This is a genomic window from Providencia sp. PROV208 (genome assembly GCF_028479465.1).
Lineage (GTDB): Bacteria > Pseudomonadota > Gammaproteobacteria > Enterobacterales > Enterobacteriaceae > Providencia > Providencia alcalifaciens.
The window spans coordinates 38,215-59,827 of sequence record NZ_JAMPNS010000023.1 but is presented as its reverse complement, the minus strand read 5'-3'; the positions used below and the strand labels follow the sequence as shown (position 1 = coordinate 59,827).

Here is a 21,613-nt window from a genome sequence, read left to right as displayed (position 1 = left end):
AAAAAAATGATGTCCAATCAGCGCTGAAACAGCAGCAGGATGCAGTTAAACAGCTTGAGCAACAAAATCAGCAACTTGCTGAAAAATCAAAACAAAATGAAAAAATTCAAGTTGTTTTAGCTGAACAAACGGCTCAATTGGTCCAAAAAAATGCATTAGAAGTTGAGCTTGCTAATGCGAAAAAACAACAGCTTACTCAGCAAAATGCCCATGAAAAAATAGCTAAGCAGCTTACTGATAGCCAAAATCAGTATGCTCAGTTACAAGCTCAATTAGCAACAAATGAGCAAGGTTATGCAGAGGCCAAAAAACAACTGGCGCAAGCTAATGCTGAAGTGCAAAAACTGCGTACAGAATTAGAGAAACAGACTGAGCTTGCTGGAAAGGCGACTGATCAGCAAGTGAAAGAACTCACTACTGAGTTAAATCAACAAATTACGTTACTCAAAGCGAGAGAAGAGACGTTAACGAAATTAGATTTAGAAAATAAAAATGTCCAAAATTCGTTGAAAGCCCAGCTATCTGATAAACAACAGTTAGAATCTCAAAATGCGTTGTTAGCCTCACAAGCAAAAGAAAAAGAAATTCAAATTGCTAAGCTTGAGAAAGACATTGCGAGTCGCAATCAACAGCAATCAGATCTTGAGCAGAAATTGTTAGATGTTAATAAGCAACTGAATGTGCTGAAGTTAGAAGCTGAAAAATTTACGGCAGAGAATGTTGCTAAAAAAGATCAGGAATTACTTCAGCTTAAAAAGCAGCTGGATGAAAAAACAGCGGCGGATAGCCAATCTAGACAGGAGCTGGCGAGCGTTCAAGAAAATCTGAAAAAAGCAAAAGATGAGCTGGCATCACTGAAAGCATTTTCAACCGACGATGGATTAAAGTTGCAGATTAGAGATCTTAATCAGCGTGTCACTCAGTTACGTGAAGAGAATGATGCTTTAAGGGCGAATAAAAAAACCGTAGCAGGTAAGGCTCCAAATATTATTCAAATTCCACCGGCAGATAATACGACGATTGCTAAAGAAAATGCGAAGCGCAATCAAAAGATTTTAGAAGATATAAAACAACAGAAATACAGTAAGTTAGATAATTTCACTTACTATAAAGTTTTACAAAAAGGTACGCCAATTACAGATGTGCAAGATAAAAAAATCACGCTGATCATGCGTGAGCAACTAACAGATGGCAAAGTGACTGTCATGCACACGGAAAAAAATCCGATGGTATTGCCTTATAATCAATTGCCTCCACCAATGAACTCTTTTGTCGAAAAAGTGGGTGTTGGGGGAATGGTTAAAATTTATATTGAACCTGAAGGTGGTTATGGCCCTGAGGGGATTCCTGGTGAAGTGCCACCAAATTCAATGTCAATTATTGATTTAAAAGTCATTCAAGCAAACTAGTTGATTGGTACATTTAACTAATGTGAAGGGGCTTACTAGAGATAGTAGGCTCTTTTTTATTTTAAGCGGTGTGATTGATAATGAGGTTGCCTTTCTGTCAGTGTAGCTAAGACATTAATCCTATACTGACAGGGCATATAACGTGAGGGAAGTGCTTAGGCGGCTTTACGCGACCTGCTAGGGGTATAACCAAAGCGCTTATGGTAGCTTTGCGTAAAGTAAGACTGACTTGAAAATCCGGCTTCCATTGAAACTTCCACAATACTCATCGAGGTATTTATTAATAACTGATGCGCATACATAATACGTTTTTCGCTGATCCAAGAACGTGGTGATGTTGCGTAGACCGTGTGAAATAGCTCTTTGAACGTAGTTAATCCCATACCGAAGGTTCGAGCAAACTCATTGAGTTTCCATTCTTTTAAATAATTATTTTCCATGAAGGTTTGTAAGCGTTCAGCTTGACGGTTACTGAGTTGTCGAAAATTAGACAACAATGCCGCTCCTTGCTCACTGTAAGATAACAATAAAAGTAACTCATTGATTCTCAGCTTAAGGATCATCTCCGGATACTGAGTCTGAATAAAAGACTCCAAGCTATTCTTTAACTCTTTGATTAATGGACTTATTGTAAATTTGATAATGTCATTAGCTGAGTTTTCAGTACGCTCAATCTCGCTTAGCTGAGAACCGTATTGAGATAAGTATTCACGTAAAAATTTATCATCCAATGAGATCCATAAAAATTCACCATCTAACGTGTTATTTTCGGTCTTAAAAGAATACGAGCCTTGTTTATGATATAAAATGTCCCCTTCATGCAAGCTTTCATTTGCTGCTGGGGTTTCTAACAAAATAGACCCTTTTTCTATAATGATAAGGCCTTTAGAGGTTAAATCGAGTATCGCATGGGGGTTACTTTTATCTATGCGTACTTTTTTTATCACCTGATGGCTTAATTTACTGTTCATGGTAGCACCTTTATTAAAATTAGCTCTTTAAGTGATAGTGGAAATTAAATATCAAAATTTCACTCTCGGTTGATATAAAAAATCACTATGACCTTGATGATTGAAATTATATGAGCTGTTTTTTTATATGTCATATCGTAAATGAAAGTATTAATAAATGTTTCAAAATATGGTTTTTGCGAACTATTCAAGGAAATTGTTCGTATATTTCGAGTGACCTATTTGGTACACCTTTCATTTATTCTAAGGATTACCGGTAAATCAAGATTAAAATGCTGGTTTTATTGTTTTTTCTGGTTTTATATATTTTATATTTTTTTACTCTTTTTTGTGGTTTTTTTACCTTTTAAAGATAAGTAGTCGTTATTTGTGTTTTATCACAAATAATAGCCATGTAAATTATTAGGTATATACTCGTTAAAAACATCAATAATAAATTTTGCTTATGTATTAATTTGTTAATTACATCATCAATTAGATTAATGAATCATACTGATTTATTTTAATTATCAAAAAGGTCTATTTAAGCTAAATATTGAGATTTAAATCTCATTTTTGACATTTATTGGTTTGGGTGATGTTTTTTGCTTCTTATATAAGTATGGATTTTGGTTATTAATTATAGTTGGTTACTAATTTTTATATGAGCGTCATTTTTTGAAGCAAGCTTATTTATGATAAATCTGAGTAAATTTATTGGATTAATTGGAAATTATGGCATCCACTGTCAGCAGCTAAAAAGTGATAAAAAAATAATAAGATAGTGAAAGCAAGCAATAGGTGTTCATGAGTAGCGAGTTGTTAAATATATTTAACATTTCTACAGGCAAACTGTCTGTTGTTGCTCCTCCACTCGATGATATCGAATTGGTGGAATATTCTGCGGATAAGTCTATTTATCTAATTTTGATGTTGCTCGATTGCGAGGGGGGAGTTCAGGGACGGGTTTTCTGTCATCAATAAGGTGACGGATTGCTAAAATAGGGTGGGAATATAGCATTTTGGGGCCAGCCCAGCGCATAATTATTTTCATTTGTTCGCGTTGTTTTGGCTGATAGCAATGTATTGGGCATTGTTTACAAGCAGGCTTGGCTTCTCCATAGCGACATTTTTCTAGGCGTTTAACCGCATAGGAAAAAAGAGTTTGATAATACTCAGGGTTGTCGTCAGGCGCAGGATGCGACTTTTCATAGATTTTTATCATTTTTTCTATTGTGACAATTTCTCGAGATATTCTTTTTCCCACCGTAATAATCCTCGCCGTATAAAGATATATTTAATATATATCTTTTATTGCTCTATTTATAGGTGGTTAAATCAATAGAAATCTTGTTTTGAGGCGTACTGGCAAAAATGGCATAAGAGCCATTTCTTATGCCATTAACATTGTATTAGATTTTATATGCCAATTCCGCTTGATAAAGCCAGCCTAGCAATTGAGTGAAGGCATCTTACCGACTAGTTTGCATTATTCTTTGCATTTCATCTTTTAGATGTAGCTTTTCTTTTTTAAGTTTGGCGACTTGTTCGTTATAGCCAGCACCTGAAGGTCCTTCAAGCTTGCTAATTTCTTTATTCAATTGATGATGCTTCTCATAGAGAGACTGAAAGCGGGGATGTGTGGCAATTAATTGTGAAACTAAATCTTGATCAGCAGATAACATACTACCTCCTCAGAATGAATTAAGCCTCACTTTCAGTATAATCATTGATTGTTTTATGTACATCTTTATGGCGGGAATTTACATAATTTTTATTAATTTTATGATCCTTATACTAAAATTAAGTAATATCACTAAAGGATTAATAAGTTATCTATATTTTTGTAATTAAGAATCATCTATAGTGATTAAAGTGGCTGAATTGACCTACTATGTATAAAAGTCTAGTTTTTAATGTTGTTATTTTTTTACGAATAGGAATTTTATGATGAAAAAAGCGATTTTGTCTGTAATGGCTGCGGTGGCAGTTTCTTCTTGTGCAATGGCGACTGAAGATTTAGGAAAGATCGCTCCTTATCCAAAAGCAGAATCTGGTATGACTCGTCATGTGATTCAACTGGATACTAAGCAAAATGAATACGACTATATGGTTGAGTTAGTTATCGGTAAAACCATCAAAGCTGATTGTAACCGTCAATGGTTTATGGGTGATTTAGAAGAAAAAACCTTAGATGGATGGGGTTATAACTATTACAAATTAGAAGAAGTAAAAGGACCTGCTTCAACAATGATGGCTTGTACTGAGCCTGCAAAAGATCGTTTTATTACTACCCAGTTAGGGGATGACGCATTTGTACGCTATAACAGTAAGTTACCAATTGTTGTTTATGCGCCAAAAGATATGGATGTGAAGTACCGTATTTGGTCTACAGACGATAAATTAATGAACTCGATTAAGAAGTAATGCATTTAATGCCGCATCACCGTTTGATTCTATGATGCGGCATTTTTATTTTAAGCTTGCCTAATTAGCGAACGACAAACACCGAGGTTTGAGCATGACGCACAATAGCAGATGCGGTTGAACCTAATAAATAAGTCGATGTACTTGGATGGTGAGAGCCGACAACAATGAGATCGGCATTAATTGTTTTTGCGTAGTCTAGAATTTCATCCTTGGCTGAACCAATACTGACCTGACAGGTAATCTGAGAGCTTGGAATTTTAACATCTCGGATCACTTCTTCTAATGCCCGCATTGCCAGTGATGCTCGTTCTGCTGAATTCTTATGGCTTTCAGGCAGGATAGCCACTTCAATACCAAAAAACAGTTCGACACTCGGGATCACGGAAAAAAAGTGAATCTCAGGCTTACCGAGTGTTGCGAGATCTTCCACATGTTTGATGATGTTTAAGTTTAAATCATCTTCTAACAGATCAATAGGAACCAATATTTTTTTATACATAGCCACCTCTTCATTTGTTATTTTAATTTGATTATATACCTATCATTTTATAAGTCATATGGCGCTGATGATTTTGTGATATTGGATTCATGTTGCAATGCCTATCTAATAAAGATAAATCCCCTCTATATGTGAAATAGAGGCTATGCTGATAAATGATTTTTCTTTCTTTATTTATAGTTCCAATCTGAACAAGGATAGAAAAATAAAGAATAACCATTCTCAGTCAATGTAATCAATTGTTTACAATTTATTGTGGGACATTTAACAAATAATATGAGAGTATATTCGAAATTAATTAAGTCATTGAAAATAAACTATATTTAAATGATAATTGTTTTGTTTTTCATTAAGAAAATAACCTATGCATAAACATGAAATCCCAACTTCAACGAAGAAAGAATTCGCATTACAGCAAGAAAAGTTTAAGGCGGCGAAAAAGAGCACTCTGATTAGTGTTGCTGTTAATACTCTTTTGTCTATTTGGCAAATCATTGTTGGTGTATTTTCACATTCATCAGGTTTGATTGCTGATGGTATTCATACACTTTCGGATTTAATTGCTGACTTTGTTGTTCTTATTGCGAATAAGAAAAGCCATAAAAAGCCTGATGCGGATCACCCTTATGGGCATTTTCGTTATGAAAATGGAGCATCACTTATTTTAGGTATTATTTTACTGATAGTCGGTGTTGGTATGGGCTGGTCAGCTGTAGAGAAAATGATTAATCCTGCTCTGATACCTGAAGTTCATTCAATGGCTCTGGTTGCGGCATTGACGGCTTTGGTTGCGAAAGAAGGTCTGTTTCGCTATATGCTGCATGTGGCGAATAAAGTTAACTCAAGCATGTTAGTTGCGAATGCTTGGCATGCCCGCTCTGATGCGGCATCTTCATTAGTCGTCGCTATCGGTATTATTGGTAGTTTATGTGGCATTCGTATTCTTGACCCGATTGCAGCGTTAATTGTGGGGACGTTCGTTTTCCGTATGGGGTTTAAATTTACCTATCAATCCATGCAAGATTTAATGGATAAAGGTGCGGATGACGAAACGTTAGAGCAAATCAGTGATGTGCTAAAAGGAATCCCTGATGTTAAAGGTTTTCATGATTTAAAAACGCGTAAATCTGGCGATTTTTTTCTTGTGGATATCCATTTAGAATTAGATGGTCAAATGACAATTTTGGAAGGACATGATATTGCAGTGAATGTCCGAGAGCAATTAATGAAAAATCCTCAAATATTGGATGTTATGACTCACTTAGACCCTTATGACAAAGATTGCTTGCACTAATTCCTATTTGGTTATTGGGTAATTATGAGAAGGCTGACGTATTATACGCTCAGCTTTTTTCTTTTTACGTTATCGTGAATTCGTTTTATTATTGTTAAATAATGTCAGGCGACACGATAAGTGGAAATATAAGGAACACTCAGGAAAAATGCAGTTTACCAAGCAACAACGTCATACTCTGCGCACACCAAAGGTCGTTGCACTCACAAATAAACAGGGAATGAAAATTATTTTGAGTAGTTTGGGTGCAAGTTGGGTTAGCTGTATATTGCCGTTAGCAAGTGGTAAACGCGATATTATTTTAGGCTCACCAAATATGGCGGCTCAAATGGAGCAACGCGTCTATTTTGGTGCAACCGTGGGACGGGTTGCAAATCGCATTGCGAATTCCACTTTTGAGCTTGATGGGCATACCTATCAACTGACGCATAATCAAGGCGCTCATTGCCAGCATGGTGGGCGAGACAATTTTAGTTATCGGGTATGGGCGATTACTCAACCAGACCAGCAGCAAGCCATTTTTACGCTGGTGTCATCGGATGGGGATCAAGGTTTTCCGGGCGAATTAAAAGTTGAAGTACAGTATGAACTGACAGATGATAATCAAGTTGTTATCAGCTACCGTTATCAATGTGATCAGGATTGTCCGGTCAATCTGACTAACTACACCTATTTTAATCTTGCGGGTGAAGACTCAGACCGAACTGCATTTGAGCATGACCTCCAAATGCACGCGCCATACTTCTTACCACAAAATCATGAAGGGCTCCCAACGGGAGAGTGGCGTGAAGTCACGGATACCTATTTTGATTTTCGACAAAGCAAACGTATTGGTCGTGATTATCTACAAGATGAAGACCAGCAAGCTGTGGGTGGGTATGACCACACATTTGTTTTTGACGGAGCGGTTACGGATGGACAACACATTGTCGCAACATTAGGCTCACCAAATGGGGATGTTCACATGCATATGATGAGCACTTCACCTGCAATTCATGTTTATACAGGTAACCACTTGGTTTCCGTTTTAGGAAAAAGCAAAACCTACACGCCTTTTTCAGGGGTCGTGTTAGCGACACAATATCCATTTGATGGTTTAGGGCATGTGGAAGCACATGAACCGCACGCAATTATTGCTAAGGCGAACCACATTTATACCAACCAAACTCGCTATCAATTTATTTTTTAGTATCATAGGCAAGGAGAGTTTTCTCTCCTATGATCTCTTTTATTTTATTCGGAATGTTAACTGTGACTTCATTTGCTGACTTAAATGCGCTTCCTGCGGAGCAACTCTCCAATCTGAATGAATTGGGCTTTATCACGATGACCCCAATTCAAGAAGCGGCATTACCCGCGATCCTTGCCGGCAAAGATGTCCGTGCACAAGCTAAAACTGGCAGCGGCAAAACGGCAGCTTTTGGCTTGGGATTATTACAACGTATTGATGCCAAAAATTTTAATACCCAATCCTTAGTTTTATGTCCGACCCGAGAATTGGCGGATCAAGTTGCGAATGAATTACGTCGTTTAGCGCGTTATATTCCTAATCTTAAAATTTTAACATTATGTGGCGGTGTGCCGTTTAGTGTACAACGTGATTCTTTGGTTCATGCCGCGCATATTTTGGTGGCAACACCGGGTCGTTTACTCGATCACCTACACAAAGAAACTGTGCAGTTAGACCATTTACAAACGCTGGTATTGGATGAAGCCGATCGTATGTTAGATATGGGGTTTGCTGATGATATCGATGCTGTAATTTCTTTTACGCCGGAAGATCGCCAAACACTCTTATTTTCAGCAACATGGCCAGACAGCATTGCGGCTATTAGCCAACGTATTCAGAAAAAACCACTGACTATTGAAATTAATTCAGTTAATGAATTACCAGATGTGGAGCAGCAATTCTACGAAGTTGCTCGACATGACAAAATTGATTTATTGCAAAAACTCTTAAGCCGTGAACAACCCGCTTCTTGTGTGGTGTTTTGTAATACTAAAAAAGATTGCCAAGCCGTTTATGATGCCATGATGGATAGCAATCAAAGCGTTTTAGTATTACATGGTGATATGGAGCAGCGCGATCGTGACCAAACGTTAGTGCGGTTTGCGAATGGGAGTAGCCGTGTTTTAGTCGCGACTGACGTAGCATCCCGCGGTTTGGATATCAAGGCGCTCGAAATGGTGATTAACTTTGAGCTTTCTTGGGATCCTGAAGTCCATGTGCATCGCATTGGACGTACTGCGCGGGCAGGAAAGAGCGGCTTAGCCATCAGTCTTTGCTCGCCAGAAGAAGCTCAGCGAGCCAATGTGCTTGAAGAGATGCTGAATATCAAGCTGAATTGGTTACCTGAACCGACAGGTTTACGAATTACCCCATTAGAAGCCGAAATGGTCACGTTATGCCTTGATGGTGGTAAAAAAGCGAAGATCCGCCCTGGAGATATCTTAGGGGCATTAACGGGCGAAGTTGGCTTACAAGGGGATGATATTGGCAAAATTGCGATTCACCCAATGCATGCCTACGTTGCAATTAAAAAATCAGTCGCGAATCAAGCGTGGAAACAACTACAGCAAGGCAAAATTAAAGGAAAATCAGTAAGAGCCCGATTACTGAAATAATATTCTTACCCGATATTTGAAGCCCTAGTTTTAATAACCTAAAACTAGGGCTTTTTTGTTTCTCTCAAGATGACACAGAGTAAAACGGTTGTTTACAGAAAAACGTTATGAATCGTGAAAACGTCTCTTTAAATCACAAATAAATCCAAATATTCATTCACTGGCATATTCTCAAGCAACGGTTTATCTAATGACGCGGATAAAATTCGTCGTTGCTGAGCCTCAGGGAACTGGCGTGCTAAGTTAGTTCTGAACTTTTTAAGTAACAATGGCATGCCTTCTTGGCGACGACGTTTATGACCAACAGGGTATTCAATGACCACTTCATTTAAGGTTTGACCATCTTTTAATTTGATGGTGAGAGCATTGGTAATAGAGCGTTTTTCAGGATCATGATAATCCTGTGTAAACGCAGGGTCTTCGTGGCAATGCATTTTGGCTCGTAGTGCGTCAATGCGGCTGTCTTGAGCAATACTGTCCTCATAGTCAGATGCCGTAAGACGACCAAAAATAAGCGGGATCGCAACCATGTATTGAATGCAATGGTCGCGATCTGCTGGGTTTTGTAGAGGACCTTGTTTATCAATAATTCGAATGCAGGCTTCATGGGTACGAATTGCAATGGATTCGATATCATCGGCGCACTTACCAATTTCTTTCAGTTGGTTATGGAGTTGTAAAGCTGCTTCAACGGCGGTCTGTGCATGGAATTCAGCAGGGAAGGAAATTTTAAAGAGCACATTTTCCATCACGTAAGAGCCATAAGGTCGCTGAAATTTGAATGACTGGCCGCGGAATAAGGCGTCATAGAATCCCCATGTTTTCGCCGTTAAAGCCGTTGGGTAGCCCATCTCACCTTTTTGTGCCATCAGTGCGAGTCTTACTGCACGGGACGTTGCATCACCCGCAGCCCATGATTTGCGGGAGCCTGTATTGGGTGTGTGGCGGTAGGTGCGTAAACTGTGCCCATCAACCCATGCGAGGGAAACCGCATTGAGGATTTGCTCACGAGATAGCCCAAGCATTTGTGCGACAACAGCTGTTGAGGCAACTTTGACCAAAATGACATGGTCAAGACCGACTTTGTTGAAGGCATTTTCTAGAGCGATGCAGCCTTGAATCTCATGGGCTTTGATCATGGCGGTAAGCACATCACGAATGACTAACGGTTTTTTGCCTTTAGCAAGGTTTTCGCGAGAAAGCCAATCCGCAGTGGCTAAAATACCACCGAGGTTATCCGATGGGTGTCCCCATTCTGCGGCTAACCAAGTGTCGTTGAAATCTAACCAACGACATAGCGTACCAATATTGAATGCGCCTTGGACGGGATCTAATTGAAACTGCGTGCCAGGTACTTTGGTGCCATTCGGCACAATTGTACCTGGAATAATCGGACCTAATAACTTTTTACAAGCCGGGTATTCAAGGGATTCCATACCGCAGCCTAACGTATCAAGTAAGCAATAATAGGCGGTCTCGTAAGCTAATTTTGACGTGATGGGAAAATCGAGAACATAGTCGACGATATCCGTCATCACCGTATCAAATTGAACGTGTGGGGCTGTTTGGGATTGCGTTGTCATGGTTTTACCTTAATTAGCGCTGTTCAATAGGAACAAAAAGTTTATTTTCAGGACCCGTATAGTTAGCGGAAGGTCGAATAATTTTATTATCTTGGCGTTGTTCAATGATATGGGCTGACCAGCCCGCTATTCGGGCAATTGCAAATAGCGGGGTGTACATTGCAGTTGGCACGCCCATTAAGTGATAAACCACGGCCGAGAACCAATCAAGATTTGGAAACATGCCTTTTTCACGTTTCATTACCGATTCGATATGATCTGCAATGGTATACAAATGTCGATTCATGCTTTGTTCAGACAGTTGTAGTGCCACTGATTTAATGATTGGATGGCGAGGATCTGCCAAGGTATAAACGGGGTGACCAAAGCCAATAATGACTTCTGAATTTTTGAGGCGAGCGACAATATCCTGCTCTGCATCTTCTATCGATGAGTAACGCTGCTGAATCTCGAGTGAAACCTCATTGGCTCCACCATGTTTGGGACCTCTTAAGGCTGCAATGGCACCAGTAATAGCAGAGTAAAAATCAGTCCCAGTTCCTGCAATAACGCGAGCGGCAAATGTTGAGGCATTGAATTCATGCTCAGCATATAAAATGGAGGCAATATGCATAAATTTTTCCCATTGTGCAGGCGGTTTTTTACCATGCAGTAAATGTAAAAAATGAGCTCCAATAGAATCATCGTCGGTCATGGTTTCAATGCGCCGACCATGATGGCTAAAGTGATACCAATACAGCAAGATAGAGCCAAGAGACGCCAGTAAGCGGTCTGCAATATCTTTTGCTCCGGCAAGGGTATGAACCTCTTTTTCGGGGAGAACACAGCCCATCATTGACACTCCAGTGCGAATAACATCCATGGGATGTGTATTGGCAGGAATGGATTCCAATGTTTGTTTCACATTGGTTGGCAAACCTCTTAAGGGCTTTAACTTCTCTTTATATGCAGCCAATTCAGTGCGATTTGGGAGCTTATCGTGGATAAGTAAGTAGGCCACTTCCTCATATTCGCATTGGGTCGCTAAATCGTGGATATCATAGCCACGGTAGTGGAGGTCATTACCATTACGACCGACGGTACAAAGCGCGGTATTCCCTGCTGTTACGCCTGATAAAGCAACGGATTTTTTAGGTTTGAAGCTTGGTGTTACAGCGCTGTTAAGTTGTTCATTCATCATGGATTCCTTGTAGGGGACAGAGACGACTACAACTTGCTCTATTCACGGTTTATTCGGTGATTAAAAAGGCTTAGCGTTTTTTATTTTGTGAAAATAACGCATCCAGTTTTTCTTCATATTGATAGTAATTGATGGATTTATAGAGCTCTTCGCGGGTTTGCATTAATGGCACAACGTTTTTTTGTGTTCCTTCTTGGCGTAACGTGGTGTACACCTGTTCAGCCGCTTTATTCATGGCTCGAAAAGCGGAAAGTGGGTACAGCGCGATGGCAATCCCGACACTGCGAAGCTCATCAAGCGTAAATAGAGGTGTTTGACCAAATTCGGTTAAATTAGCCAATACAGGGACTTGTGTATGGCGAGTAAATTGTTGGTACATGCTTAACTCGGTGATGGCTTCAGGGAATAGCATATCTGCGCCTGCCTCGATGTAGGCGTTTGCTCTTTCTAGAGCGGCTTCGAGTCCTTCAACCGCGAGGGCATCAGTGCGTGCCATAATGACAAATTTCTCATCCACTCTGGCATCTACAGCAGCCTTAATGCGGTCAACCATTTCTTGTGTAGAAACAATCTCTTTATTCGGACGATGTCCGCAACGTTTAGCGCCTACTTGGTCTTCCAGATGCAGCCCTGCGGCTCCGGCTTTAGCCATGGATTTTACGGTACGCGCGACGTTAAATGCGGAGGGACCAAAACCAATATCGGCATCCACCATTAGCGGTAAATCACAGACATCGGTAATACGACGAATATCAATGAGTACATCGTCAAGGGTAGAGATACCTAAGTCAGGAAGACCTAAAGAACCTGCAGCAACCCCCCCACCTGATAAGTAAATGGCTTTATAGCCCGCTTGTTGGGCAAGCAGTGCATGGTTTGCATTGATTGTGCCGACTAACTGAAGTGGCGACTCGTGGTTAATCGCCTCTCGAAATTTTTGACCTGCGGAATGGCTAGACATAAACACCTCATAACCTGTTAATTCTGTGTAAATGATCTTTGATAACTATAGTGAGATAGCAATTGATGTGCCAGTCTGCCCTGAAATACAAAAAATATTATTAATTGTTATATATCAATTAGATAAAAATAATCTGTTTTTATGTGATGAAAGAGTCACTATTGAGTGAATGAATTGGTGTATTTCATTGAAACACCATATTGTTACATGAAACAAAATTGAAACATCGTAAAGCGCAGTATTGCGGAGGAGAAAAATGGAAAAGCCGATTATTTGGACCGTCTCAGTATCTCGCCTTTATACGCTATTTCGTGATATTAGCCCCGAATTTAGCGCGCAAGCCGATATTACGGCACTTAATATCGGCTTTGATCAAGCTGTAGAAGAAGTGCGTCGCCGTCTAAAAGAGGGGCATTGTGATGCGATTATTAGTGCTGGATCTAATGGGGCTTACTTAAAAAGCCATGTTTCTGTCCCAGTGATTATCGTTAACATTAATGGGTTTGATGTGATGCAAGCACTCGCTAAAGCGCGAGAAATTAGCGATAAAATTGGGATCATTAGTTATCAAAAAATTATGCCTGCCTTAGAACAGTTCCAAGAAAATTTTTGTTTGCAGATTGAGCAGCGAAGCTATGTGACGGCAGAAGATGCTCGAGCACAATTGAAGTCTTTGAAAGCGATGGGGATCCATGTTGTGGTGGGAGCCGGGCTTATCACTGATCTTGCCGAAGAAATGGGGATGACGGGTATTTTCGTCTATTCTACACAAACTATTCGGCAAGCCTTTTCTGATGCCATTGAACTTAGCCGAATGTCTCATCGACATGTACTTAACCAAGCAAATTATCCGCAGCTCAACATGGCAAAAGTTAGGCACACGATTAATGACCTTATCGGTTTATCGCCCGCAATGGAGCGGGTCCGCCAAACGATTATGTTATATGCTCGTTCAGATGCGACGGTGCTCATTCAAGGGGAAAGTGGGACAGGTAAAGAGATGGTGGCACAAGCCATTCATCATGAATTCAGTTTATTTAACCAACAAAAACGAAGTAAGCAACAAATGCCGTTTGTTGCCGTTAACTGCGGTGCGATTCCTGAAACATTACTGGAAGCTGAGCTATTTGGTTATGAAGAGGGCGCCTTTACGGGGTCTCGTCGTGGCGGGCGAGCAGGTTTATTTGAGCTAGCGAATGGCGGAACGCTGTTTCTTGATGAAATTGGAGAAATGCCAGTCGCATTACAAACTCGCTTATTACGTGTGTTAGAAGAGCGTTCAGTGGTGCGAGTTGGGGGATACCGCCCCTTGCAGATCAATGTGCGCGTGATCTGTGCAACCCACTGTGATCTGGATAAATGGGTAGCAGAAGGAAGGTTTCGAAGTGACCTCTTTTATCGTTTAGGTGTGCTTCGTATGAAAGTCCCTGCACTATCAGAACGAGGTGATGATATTTTCATGCTTTCAGAACGATTATTAAAATTAGCTTTCGCAGGGTTGCAACTGCCACTTCCTGCTTTTCGAGTTCAGCAATTGCTCAGTTGTCGAGATTTTCTACTTGCCTATTCTTGGCCAGGAAATGTTAGGGAACTACGTAACCTAATGGAGCGGGTTGCGCTCTATTGCAGCGCCTATGCGGATAAAAGCATCAATCCAGACATGTTAATGATGCTATCTCCAGAAAGGCGTGCCGTGTCTACACCCCCAATTAGTCAACAAACAACAGAGTCGCTAGAGCAAGTGATGGCAAGGTTTAATGGCGATCGTAAGGCGGTGGCGGAGTATTTAGGGATTAGCCGAACTACTTTGTGGCGCCGTCTTCGTCCTAGTTCACGCTCTATCTGTGTTGGCTTCACTCGCTAACCCTAGTCACATACTAGTGTATGCTCCTAGGGATTAGTTCATTTGCCGCCTTGCTACAGCGCGAACTAGTTAGGAGACAACTTGGAGTTAGAAAACAATTATTAAAGCAAGATAATAATTTATAAATAATGAATACCACTAATTAAGTATATTGATAAACTTGAGACTAATTAATTAGCTAAATTAGTTTTGAATAAATTTCTTTTAAAAAAAACGATAAATATATTTTGAAAGATGGGACTGAAGCAGGGAGTTATGTTTCAAAAAGTAACAATAGGGATTTTTTTTGGGATTATCTTATCATATTGATAATAAATGGTTTGCTTGTTTTTGTGGCGATTTTTTAGGGGGGTTTACTGCATAAAAAAACGTGATTTTTCTCACATAAATAAATTTACTAGTCATCATTAGTTTTTCTCATTGTCATTCCCTCGATGAAAGATCTATATTGCGCTCAAATTAGCCTCATCTATTTAATTTCATCACTGCACTAGTCGCTAAGGTATATTCATTTTTGTGAATATTGCTATCGTCATGACCGACGTCTTGCAGCGCAGAGTATTTATTTTATTTTTGGAGAGTGGGACGTGAAAGAGTCCACCATTTTAATGCGTAAAAGCGACAATACCTTTGTACCTGTTGCAGGCTTAACCCTGTTTGCTATTGCATCTGGTTACCTGATGAGCTTAATCCCACTATCGATGGGCAGCTTTGATATTGATACTCAGTATGCGGGCTGGTTAGCGAGCGCCTACTATATTGGTTTATTGATTGGTTCAATGATGATTGAACCTGTGATCGCAAAAATTGGTCACCGTCTCTCTTTTATTGGTTTTCTCGTCATGCTGGCGGTTACCGTTATTTTATTGCCATGGACGCCAACCATTGAAGCATGGTTACCTAACCGTTTAATCGCAGGTATTGCGGTGGCGGGAATTTTTGTGGTGGTAGAATCGTGGTTATTGATTGGCGATAACCCTAAAGAACGTGCGAAGCGATTAAGCTTTTACATGACCTCATTATATGGCGGCACGACGTTGGGTCAGCTCGCAATTGGTGTTATTGGGACTCAAGGGGTTGTGCCATTTATTGTTGTATTAGGTTTGTTACTTGTCGCGATTTTACCGCCATTACTTGTGCGTCAAGGACAACCTGCATGTGGGCTGCACCAGAAGCTCTCATTGAAACAAATTACACGTTTAAGTAAACCCGCAATAATGGGCTGCATGGTCTCTGGAATTGTAATGGGCACCATTTATGGATTAATGCCGCTGTCTCTGAAAAATGATCACTATACAACTGACCAAGTCGGGGTACTGATGGCATCGATCATTTTGGGTGGGATGCTGATTCAGCCCGTGATCAGTAAGTTGTCGGTGATGATGAGCAAAACATTGTTATTGGCGATGGTGTCACTATTAGGCGTATTTGCGATGGGAATGATTTATATCTCAACAGATTACGTGGTGATGATCGTGGCATTAGCATTACTGGGAATGTCTTCATTTGCCTTATATCCCATCGCCATTACATTAGCGTGTGATAATTTAGACTCATCTTTTATTGTCGCTGCAACGCAAGTGATGTTATTTAGCTACAGTGTGGGTTCTGCGATGGGACCGATTGCTGCTGGCACATTACTAGAGCAACATAGTGGGCTAACCAATTTCTTCTTTATTGTATTGTTAGTGACTGCGATTTATATGTTGATCGCAAGTTTACGTCGTAAAGCGAGCGTCTTGGCTAACTAATTGCACTTGGTAGTGAAAAATAAAACGCGCTATTTTGACTCAGTAGCGCGTTTTTTTATGGTTATTTTTTCTTACTTAGGCTGGCGAGTGTTAGCTCTGGCTTGAATGTGTGAAGCATATTGGGTGTCGTAATTTTTTGTTCCCATAATTCGCCCAGTTTAAAATCCCAAGAAAGCGGGGTAATGACGGTGCGTCCTGCATTGGGAGCAAACGTGAGCTCGCTAAAATAGAGCTTATTTTCAGCCATTAAAAAATCAGCTCGGCAATAATCAAATGGGGTCACCAAAATTTCGGCTAGCCTTAACATCTCTCTAAACTGAGTTGGTTCATTAATAGGCTCTAACATTTGAGGGTAGCCAAAACTCACTGGTTGTAGCTGCCAATCGGTATCATAAAGATTGATAAATTCAGTACCGTCCTCATCCGTATAATCGATTTCAGCGTAAACGGGTTTACCTGAAAAACAGTGAATACGACAAGTTTCAGGCACTAGCTTTCTTGTTTTCTGCTCAAATAAATCAATGTATTCTTCGCAAATAATTTGTGAAGGAATATTTTTATAATGGCGTTCACGAGTAATGTAATAGAGATTCTTCATTAAATGGAACGACAACTTATCTTTGGCTTTTTGTAAGTCAAATTTGGATTTATCCGTGCAAATAATGCTACTACCACTGTCGTGAGTGCACTTTAAGACGAAACGTTGCGGAAGTTTGGTTAAATCAATTTCATCCACATGCTGATATGTCGCAAGAATCGGTACGATATGTTCTTGTCCGATAGTCTGTGTGACATATTCGCGCACGGCAAGCTTGTCAGCGAATTGACTATGAAGTGGATTCCGGTCGTGAATCATTCGAAAATTCACTTTTTCATTAAAACTTTTCGGTGAGTTAAAATTGGGGTAATAGCCTAATTTTTTGATAAATTTACTCGTTAGGTAATTTTTATCACTCATAATAAATGTGCGAATTTTTTTTAGGAAATATTCTGTTTTTTTCATAAACAAGCAACCATTCTTAATAAATTAGTATTTTATTAATTTTTTTATAGTTTGGATTATATTAACCACTATTTAAATGATGACTAAATGATAATAGCAATCACATTGCTAATATTAAGAGTTCCTTAAGAATTCTGCTTGGGTGTAATATAATTAAATGATATTTAATATAAATTTAATTTAGGGTAAATCAAATGATTAAATTTCAATTTAGTATATCAACTGTTTAAGTTTCGGGGTGATTAATTTTAAAATTAAATAATTATTTCATATTCTATATTTAAATTAATTATTAATCATATAGTGTCAATGCCTGAAATCTTAAAGTAATTAAGAACAGTAAATAGAGTAAAAATATTGAGGATATTTAAATACTTTGCCAATAAGTTAATTTTAGTTAATTTAATGTTAAATTTCTGATGATATCAAAATATAGATTGCTGAAATGAATTGTGTGATAATCATCACACATAACTATTCTTTCAATTATTATTCAATTATGGTCATTCGCCCGCATCAACACTGGTTTTTTAGGTTGTTTGATTGGCACGGTTCCGTGCTGTCTAAAATTACCTTCAGATTATCACTTAATATCATGATGTCCATTGTCGCTATTTTAATCTATCAATGGTACGAGCAATTAGGAATACATCTCACAATAGCGCCATTTAGCTTATTAGGGATAGCTATCGCTATCTTTTTGGGCTTTCGAAATAATGCCTGTTATAGCCGTTTGGTTGAAGCAAGGACACTCTGGGGTTCAATATTAACGAATCAACGTAATATATTAAGAAACATCAAAGGATTATTACCGAATGATCCATTAGCACACCGCACCTTTGCTAATTTACTTATTGCATTTAGTTGGAGTTTAAATCACGAACTCAGACGAACAAATCCAAAGGTTGATTTATATCGGTTGTTACCGCGCGATGTTTTCTTAGATGTGATTAAAAGCCCATATCCCACCAGCCGAATCCTGATGCACATCGGTCTTAGTGTTGGGGAATTACGGGATAATAACCTGATTAGTGACGTTCTTTTTCAATCCATCAATAAAGATGTCAACGGATTGTCAGAGGTATTAGGGGGGTGTGAACGCATCTCTAATACGCCAATCCCATTTGCTTATACATTGATTTTACAGCGCACAGTGTATCTTTTTTGTACGTTACTGCCATTCGCATTGGTGGGAGATTTACATTATATGACGCCTTTAGTCTCAGTGTTCGTTTCCTATACCTTCTTGGCGTGGGATGCATTAGCTGAGCAATTAGAAGATCCATTCGATGTACTAGACAATAGCTTACCATTGAATGCGTTATGTACAGGGCTTGAACGTAATGCCCTTGATATGATTGATGCAAAACAGTTGCCGCCACCGGCTAAGCCAAATAAATATTTTAATTTATTATGATAGTAAGGCCGCAAGTTATAGCTTGCGGCTTCTGTCGTTAATGGCGCAGATACACATGGGGGGTCGCAGTTTCAGGATGAGGTTGTACCCCTAAATCCGCTTGATACCATTGCGTTAAATTCTCAGTGGTTAACACGTCCTGTGGTGTGCCTGCCACCACTAATTTCCCTTGATGAATGAGGTAGACCTTATCGGCATATAATGCTGTCAGGTTTAGGTCATGTAATACGCAACAAACGCCTAGTGGTCTTTCGCGAGTCAGTTGATGCAAAAGCCGCAAACTGTGTTGTTGGTGGTACAAATCAAGGGCTGAAGTCGGCTCATCGAGGAATAAACAGGCTGGGGTTGGTTCAGGCTGCCATAATTGCGCTAATACTCGAGCCAGCTGAACGCGTTGCTGCTCGCCGCCCGATAATTGACGATAATCTTGATGGCGTAGTGGGGTACAGTGGGTCTGAGCCATCGCAATATCAATAGCTTGTTGTTTATGCTCTGAACCATAAGGTGTCCTTCCCATTGCAACAACATCTTCAACACTGAAAGCAAATTGCAAGTGACTTTGCTGTTTCATCACGGCGCGTTTTTTTGCAAGCCCTTGAGGATCCCAATCGGACAATAATCGACCTTCGATATGGCATTGACCTTGAGTAGGCTGGGTGTAGCCAGTCAATAATTTCAGCAGGCTAGATTTACCTGCGCCATTAGGACCGATAATAACAACCATTTGATTTTGCTGTATGGATAGGCTGATATCGTCGATGAGTGTTCGATTATTAATACGATAACTCAAGTTGTGGGCTTCGAGTAACGGGGGCATCAGTTAGATCCTTCCTGCGGGTTGGCGAAGTATTAGCCATAAAAAGTAAGGGCCGCCAATCAATCCGGTTAATAAACCAACTGGAATTTCAGCGGGAATGGCTAAAGTACGAGCCAGTGTGTCGGCAGTTAATAGCAAGCAAGCGCCTACAATGGCTGAACCTGGAATTAACCATCGATGGTCAGGTCCAAGCGTCATACGAATTAAATGGGGAACGACGAGTCCAACAAAACCAATAACACCACTCATTGCGACGGCGCAGCCAATTAATAATGCGCTGAGGAATAACAAAATAAATTTACTGCGTTCAACATTCAGCCCCAAATAATGAGCGTCCTCATCCCCTAATTGTAAAATATTCAAGGCGTTACCTTGCAATAGGCAGAATAAACTGGTGGGAACAATGACGCTGGCTGCAATAGTGAGTGATGTCCAATTAACATTGCCTAATGACCCCATCATCCACAAGCTAAATGTGCGTAGCTGTTGGTCATTACTCATGTAGCTGAGTACACCAATCAATGACATACACAGAGCATTGATGGCGATCCCTGCCAGTAAGAGTCTTGCCAAATTCCCATTAGACATCCGATTGAGACTAAAGATGATCAGGGAAACCGCTAAACTACCGACAAATGCTGCGCCCAGATGACCGTAACTGAGCATTAATGTGGGTAATGAAAATGGCAAAACAATAAATGCAGCAACGCACAATGCCGCACCGCTGCTGATCCCTAAAAGACTTGGGTCCGCGAGAGGGTTACGAAATAGCCCTTGCATCATTGCGCCCGAAACCGCGAGCGCTAAACCCACTAAAATGGCAAGCAACACTCTGGGTAAACGAATAGTGAGCCAAATTTGCCAATCTGGATCGGTGGATGGTGCGAATAACAGGGTTGTTAGCGGTAGATTTATCGCTCCTACTGTAGAGGCAGCCACAGTGACTGCCCCCAGTATTACCAATAACATAAAGATTTTAACAAGAGGGGGCTTAAAACGACTCATTGGTTTTTTTCTAACGCCTCTCTCAGCTGTTGCATGACTTTAGGTGTGCTTAAGCTGAAGCTCAGCATCCCTGTATCATCTACCACTAAAATTGCACGATTTTTGCCAGCAGGAGTGAGTGCTAATCCCGGTAATTCCCAAACTTTATCAATACCACCAAGGGATTTTATCCCTTGCTCAGAGACCACGACTAAATCCGGTTGACTATAAATAAGCCCTTCTTGGGAAAGTGGGCGATAGCTGGTGAAGTTGTTCATTGCATTTTGCGCACCCACAGCGGTTATCATGCTATCGGCAGCGGTTTTTTGTCCTGCCGCCATCGGTTGTACACCGCCATGGCTCATCAGAAAAATCACTTTTTTATTTAATGGGCTAGTGGGTACCGCGAGGAGCTCAGTATTAAATTTCTTGACGAGCTTTTCCCCGTTTTCGGGTAATCCTACCGCCTGCGCGATAGTGGTAATTTTTTCAGGAATGGCTTCTAATTTCGGCTTTCCTGTTACTTTAATTACCTTAACACCACTTTTTTCGATTTGGGTTAATGCAATTGAAGGTTGAGAAAGTTCACTGGCAAGCACTAATGTTGGGCGTAGAGAGAGTACACCTTCTGCATTTAACATGCGCATATACCCGACATCAGGCAGCTTCGTTGCTTGCTCTGGATGTAAGCTACTGCTATCGCGCCCAACAAGATTATTTTGTGCACCGAGTGCATACACAATTTCGGTGACATCACCGCCGAGTGTCACTAAACGGTCAGCAGCGTTGGCAACAAAAGAAGCTGCCAGAGTGATGGTCATTAGAAGCCATTGTTTCATAACAAAT

General features: G+C 40.1%; 19 protein-coding genes. 8 read left to right on the top strand and 11 right to left on the bottom strand.

Features of this window, described 5'->3' with window-relative positions; all coding sequences use genetic code 11:
* Positions 1–1,409: FKBP-type peptidyl-prolyl cis-trans isomerase (locus PR766_RS16805; RefSeq protein WP_272518482.1), on the top strand; the 1,409-nt coding region annotated here is incomplete at its 5' end.
* Between the two features lie 155 nt (positions 1,410–1,564).
* Here the strand turns inward: PR766_RS16805 and PR766_RS16800 are convergent.
* The 3 genes from PR766_RS16800 to PR766_RS16790 form a co-directional block, all read right to left on the bottom strand.
* Positions 1,565–2,380 (bottom strand): helix-turn-helix transcriptional regulator, encoded by an 816-nt coding sequence (locus PR766_RS16800; protein WP_006658059.1) that lies wholly within the window; start codon positions 2,378–2,380, stop codon positions 1,565–1,567.
* 892 nt (positions 2,381–3,272) lie between these two features.
* Complete coding sequence (locus PR766_RS16795) at positions 3,273–3,626, bottom strand: nitrous oxide-stimulated promoter family protein (protein ID WP_006661193.1); 354 nt, start codon at positions 3,624–3,626, stop codon at positions 3,273–3,275.
* A gap of 205 nt (positions 3,627–3,831) precedes the next feature.
* The gene (locus tag PR766_RS16790) at positions 3,832–4,044 is read right to left on the bottom strand and encodes a DUF465 domain-containing protein (protein ID WP_006658061.1); all 213 of its coding nucleotides are present in this window, start codon (positions 4,042–4,044) and stop codon (positions 3,832–3,834) included.
* 265 nt (positions 4,045–4,309) lie between these two features.
* Here PR766_RS16790 and eco point away from each other — a divergent pair, with 265 nt between their 5' ends.
* Positions 4,310–4,786, top strand: coding sequence for a serine protease inhibitor ecotin (gene eco / locus PR766_RS16785; RefSeq protein ID WP_006661194.1), 477 nt, complete (start codon positions 4,310–4,312; stop codon positions 4,784–4,786).
* 64 nt (positions 4,787–4,850) lie between these two features.
* On the opposite strand, the gene PR766_RS16780 is transcribed toward eco, so the two are convergent.
* Entirely contained in the window at positions 4,851–5,288 is a 438-nt protein-coding gene (locus PR766_RS16780; RefSeq protein ID WP_006661195.1) for a universal stress protein, read from the bottom strand.
* A 364-nt stretch (positions 5,289–5,652) separates the two neighbouring features.
* Between PR766_RS16780 and PR766_RS16775 the strand changes: the two genes are divergently transcribed.
* The 3 genes from PR766_RS16775 to dbpA all read left to right on the top strand — a co-directional run bounded on the left by PR766_RS16775 (position 5,653) and on the right by dbpA (position 9,207).
* Positions 5,653–6,582, top strand: coding sequence for a cation diffusion facilitator family transporter (locus tag PR766_RS16775; RefSeq protein WP_154635839.1), 930 nt, complete (start codon positions 5,653–5,655; stop codon positions 6,580–6,582).
* 148 nt (positions 6,583–6,730) lie between these two features.
* Complete coding sequence (locus PR766_RS16770) at positions 6,731–7,771, top strand: galactose-1-epimerase (RefSeq protein WP_154635838.1); 1,041 nt, start codon at positions 6,731–6,733, stop codon at positions 7,769–7,771.
* Positions 7,772–7,833: 62 nt separating this feature from the next.
* Complete coding sequence (dbpA, locus tag PR766_RS16765) at positions 7,834–9,207, top strand: ATP-dependent RNA helicase DbpA (protein WP_230086714.1); 1,374 nt, start codon at positions 7,834–7,836, stop codon at positions 9,205–9,207.
* A 128-nt stretch (positions 9,208–9,335) separates the two neighbouring features.
* Here dbpA and PR766_RS16760 read toward each other — a convergent pair whose 3' ends face one another.
* The 3 genes from PR766_RS16760 to prpB form a co-directional block, all read right to left on the bottom strand.
* Entirely contained in the window at positions 9,336–10,790 is a 1,455-nt protein-coding gene (locus PR766_RS16760) for a bifunctional 2-methylcitrate dehydratase/aconitate hydratase (protein WP_036982502.1), read from the bottom strand.
* Positions 10,791–10,803: 13 nt separating this feature from the next.
* A complete protein-coding gene (gene prpC / locus PR766_RS16755; RefSeq protein ID WP_036968263.1) occupies positions 10,804–11,967 on the bottom strand; it encodes a bifunctional 2-methylcitrate synthase/citrate synthase in 1,164 nt (387 codons plus the stop codon).
* A gap of 73 nt (positions 11,968–12,040) precedes the next feature.
* Positions 12,041–12,931 (bottom strand): methylisocitrate lyase, encoded by an 891-nt coding sequence (gene prpB / locus PR766_RS16750; protein ID WP_006661199.1) that lies wholly within the window; start codon positions 12,929–12,931, stop codon positions 12,041–12,043.
* 256 nt (positions 12,932–13,187) lie between these two features.
* On the opposite strand from prpB, the gene prpR reads away from it, so the two are divergent.
* Complete coding sequence (gene prpR / locus PR766_RS16745) at positions 13,188–14,795, top strand: propionate catabolism operon regulatory protein PrpR (protein WP_036968266.1); 1,608 nt, start codon at positions 13,188–13,190, stop codon at positions 14,793–14,795.
* 608 nt (positions 14,796–15,403) lie between these two features.
* Positions 15,404–16,546 carry an MFS transporter gene (locus PR766_RS16740; RefSeq protein ID WP_006658072.1) on the top strand — a complete coding sequence of 381 codons (1,143 nt, stop codon included), beginning with the start codon at positions 15,404–15,406 and terminating at the stop codon, positions 16,544–16,546.
* 61 nt (positions 16,547–16,607) lie between these two features.
* Here the strand turns inward: PR766_RS16740 and PR766_RS16735 are convergent, their stop codons facing one another.
* Positions 16,608–17,549, bottom strand: coding sequence for an ATP-grasp fold amidoligase family protein (locus PR766_RS16735; RefSeq protein WP_006658073.1), 942 nt, complete (start codon positions 17,547–17,549; stop codon positions 16,608–16,610).
* A 499-nt stretch (positions 17,550–18,048) separates the two neighbouring features.
* Between PR766_RS16735 and PR766_RS16730 the strand changes: the two genes are divergently transcribed.
* The gene (locus tag PR766_RS16730) at positions 18,049–18,966 is read left to right on the top strand and encodes a bestrophin family protein (protein WP_006658074.1); all 918 of its coding nucleotides are present in this window, start codon (positions 18,049–18,051) and stop codon (positions 18,964–18,966) included.
* 37 nt (positions 18,967–19,003) lie between these two features.
* On the opposite strand, the gene PR766_RS16725 is transcribed toward PR766_RS16730, so the two are convergent.
* The 3 genes from PR766_RS16725 to PR766_RS16715 are packed head-to-tail and all read right to left on the bottom strand — an operon-like array spanning position 19,004 to position 21,606.
* On the bottom strand, positions 19,004–19,783 hold the full coding sequence (locus tag PR766_RS16725) for a heme ABC transporter ATP-binding protein (RefSeq protein WP_006661202.1): 780 nt from the start codon (positions 19,781–19,783) through the stop codon (positions 19,004–19,006).
* Positions 19,784–19,786: 3 nt separating this feature from the next.
* Positions 19,787–20,788 (bottom strand): FecCD family ABC transporter permease, encoded by a 1,002-nt coding sequence (locus PR766_RS16720; RefSeq protein ID WP_154635837.1) that lies wholly within the window; start codon positions 20,786–20,788, stop codon positions 19,787–19,789.
* Positions 20,785–21,606 (bottom strand): heme/hemin ABC transporter substrate-binding protein, encoded by an 822-nt coding sequence (locus tag PR766_RS16715; RefSeq protein WP_154635836.1) that lies wholly within the window; start codon positions 21,604–21,606, stop codon positions 20,785–20,787. Before PR766_RS16715 ends, PR766_RS16720 begins: the two co-directional genes overlap by 4 nt.
* Positions 21,607–21,613 lie beyond the last annotated feature (7 nt).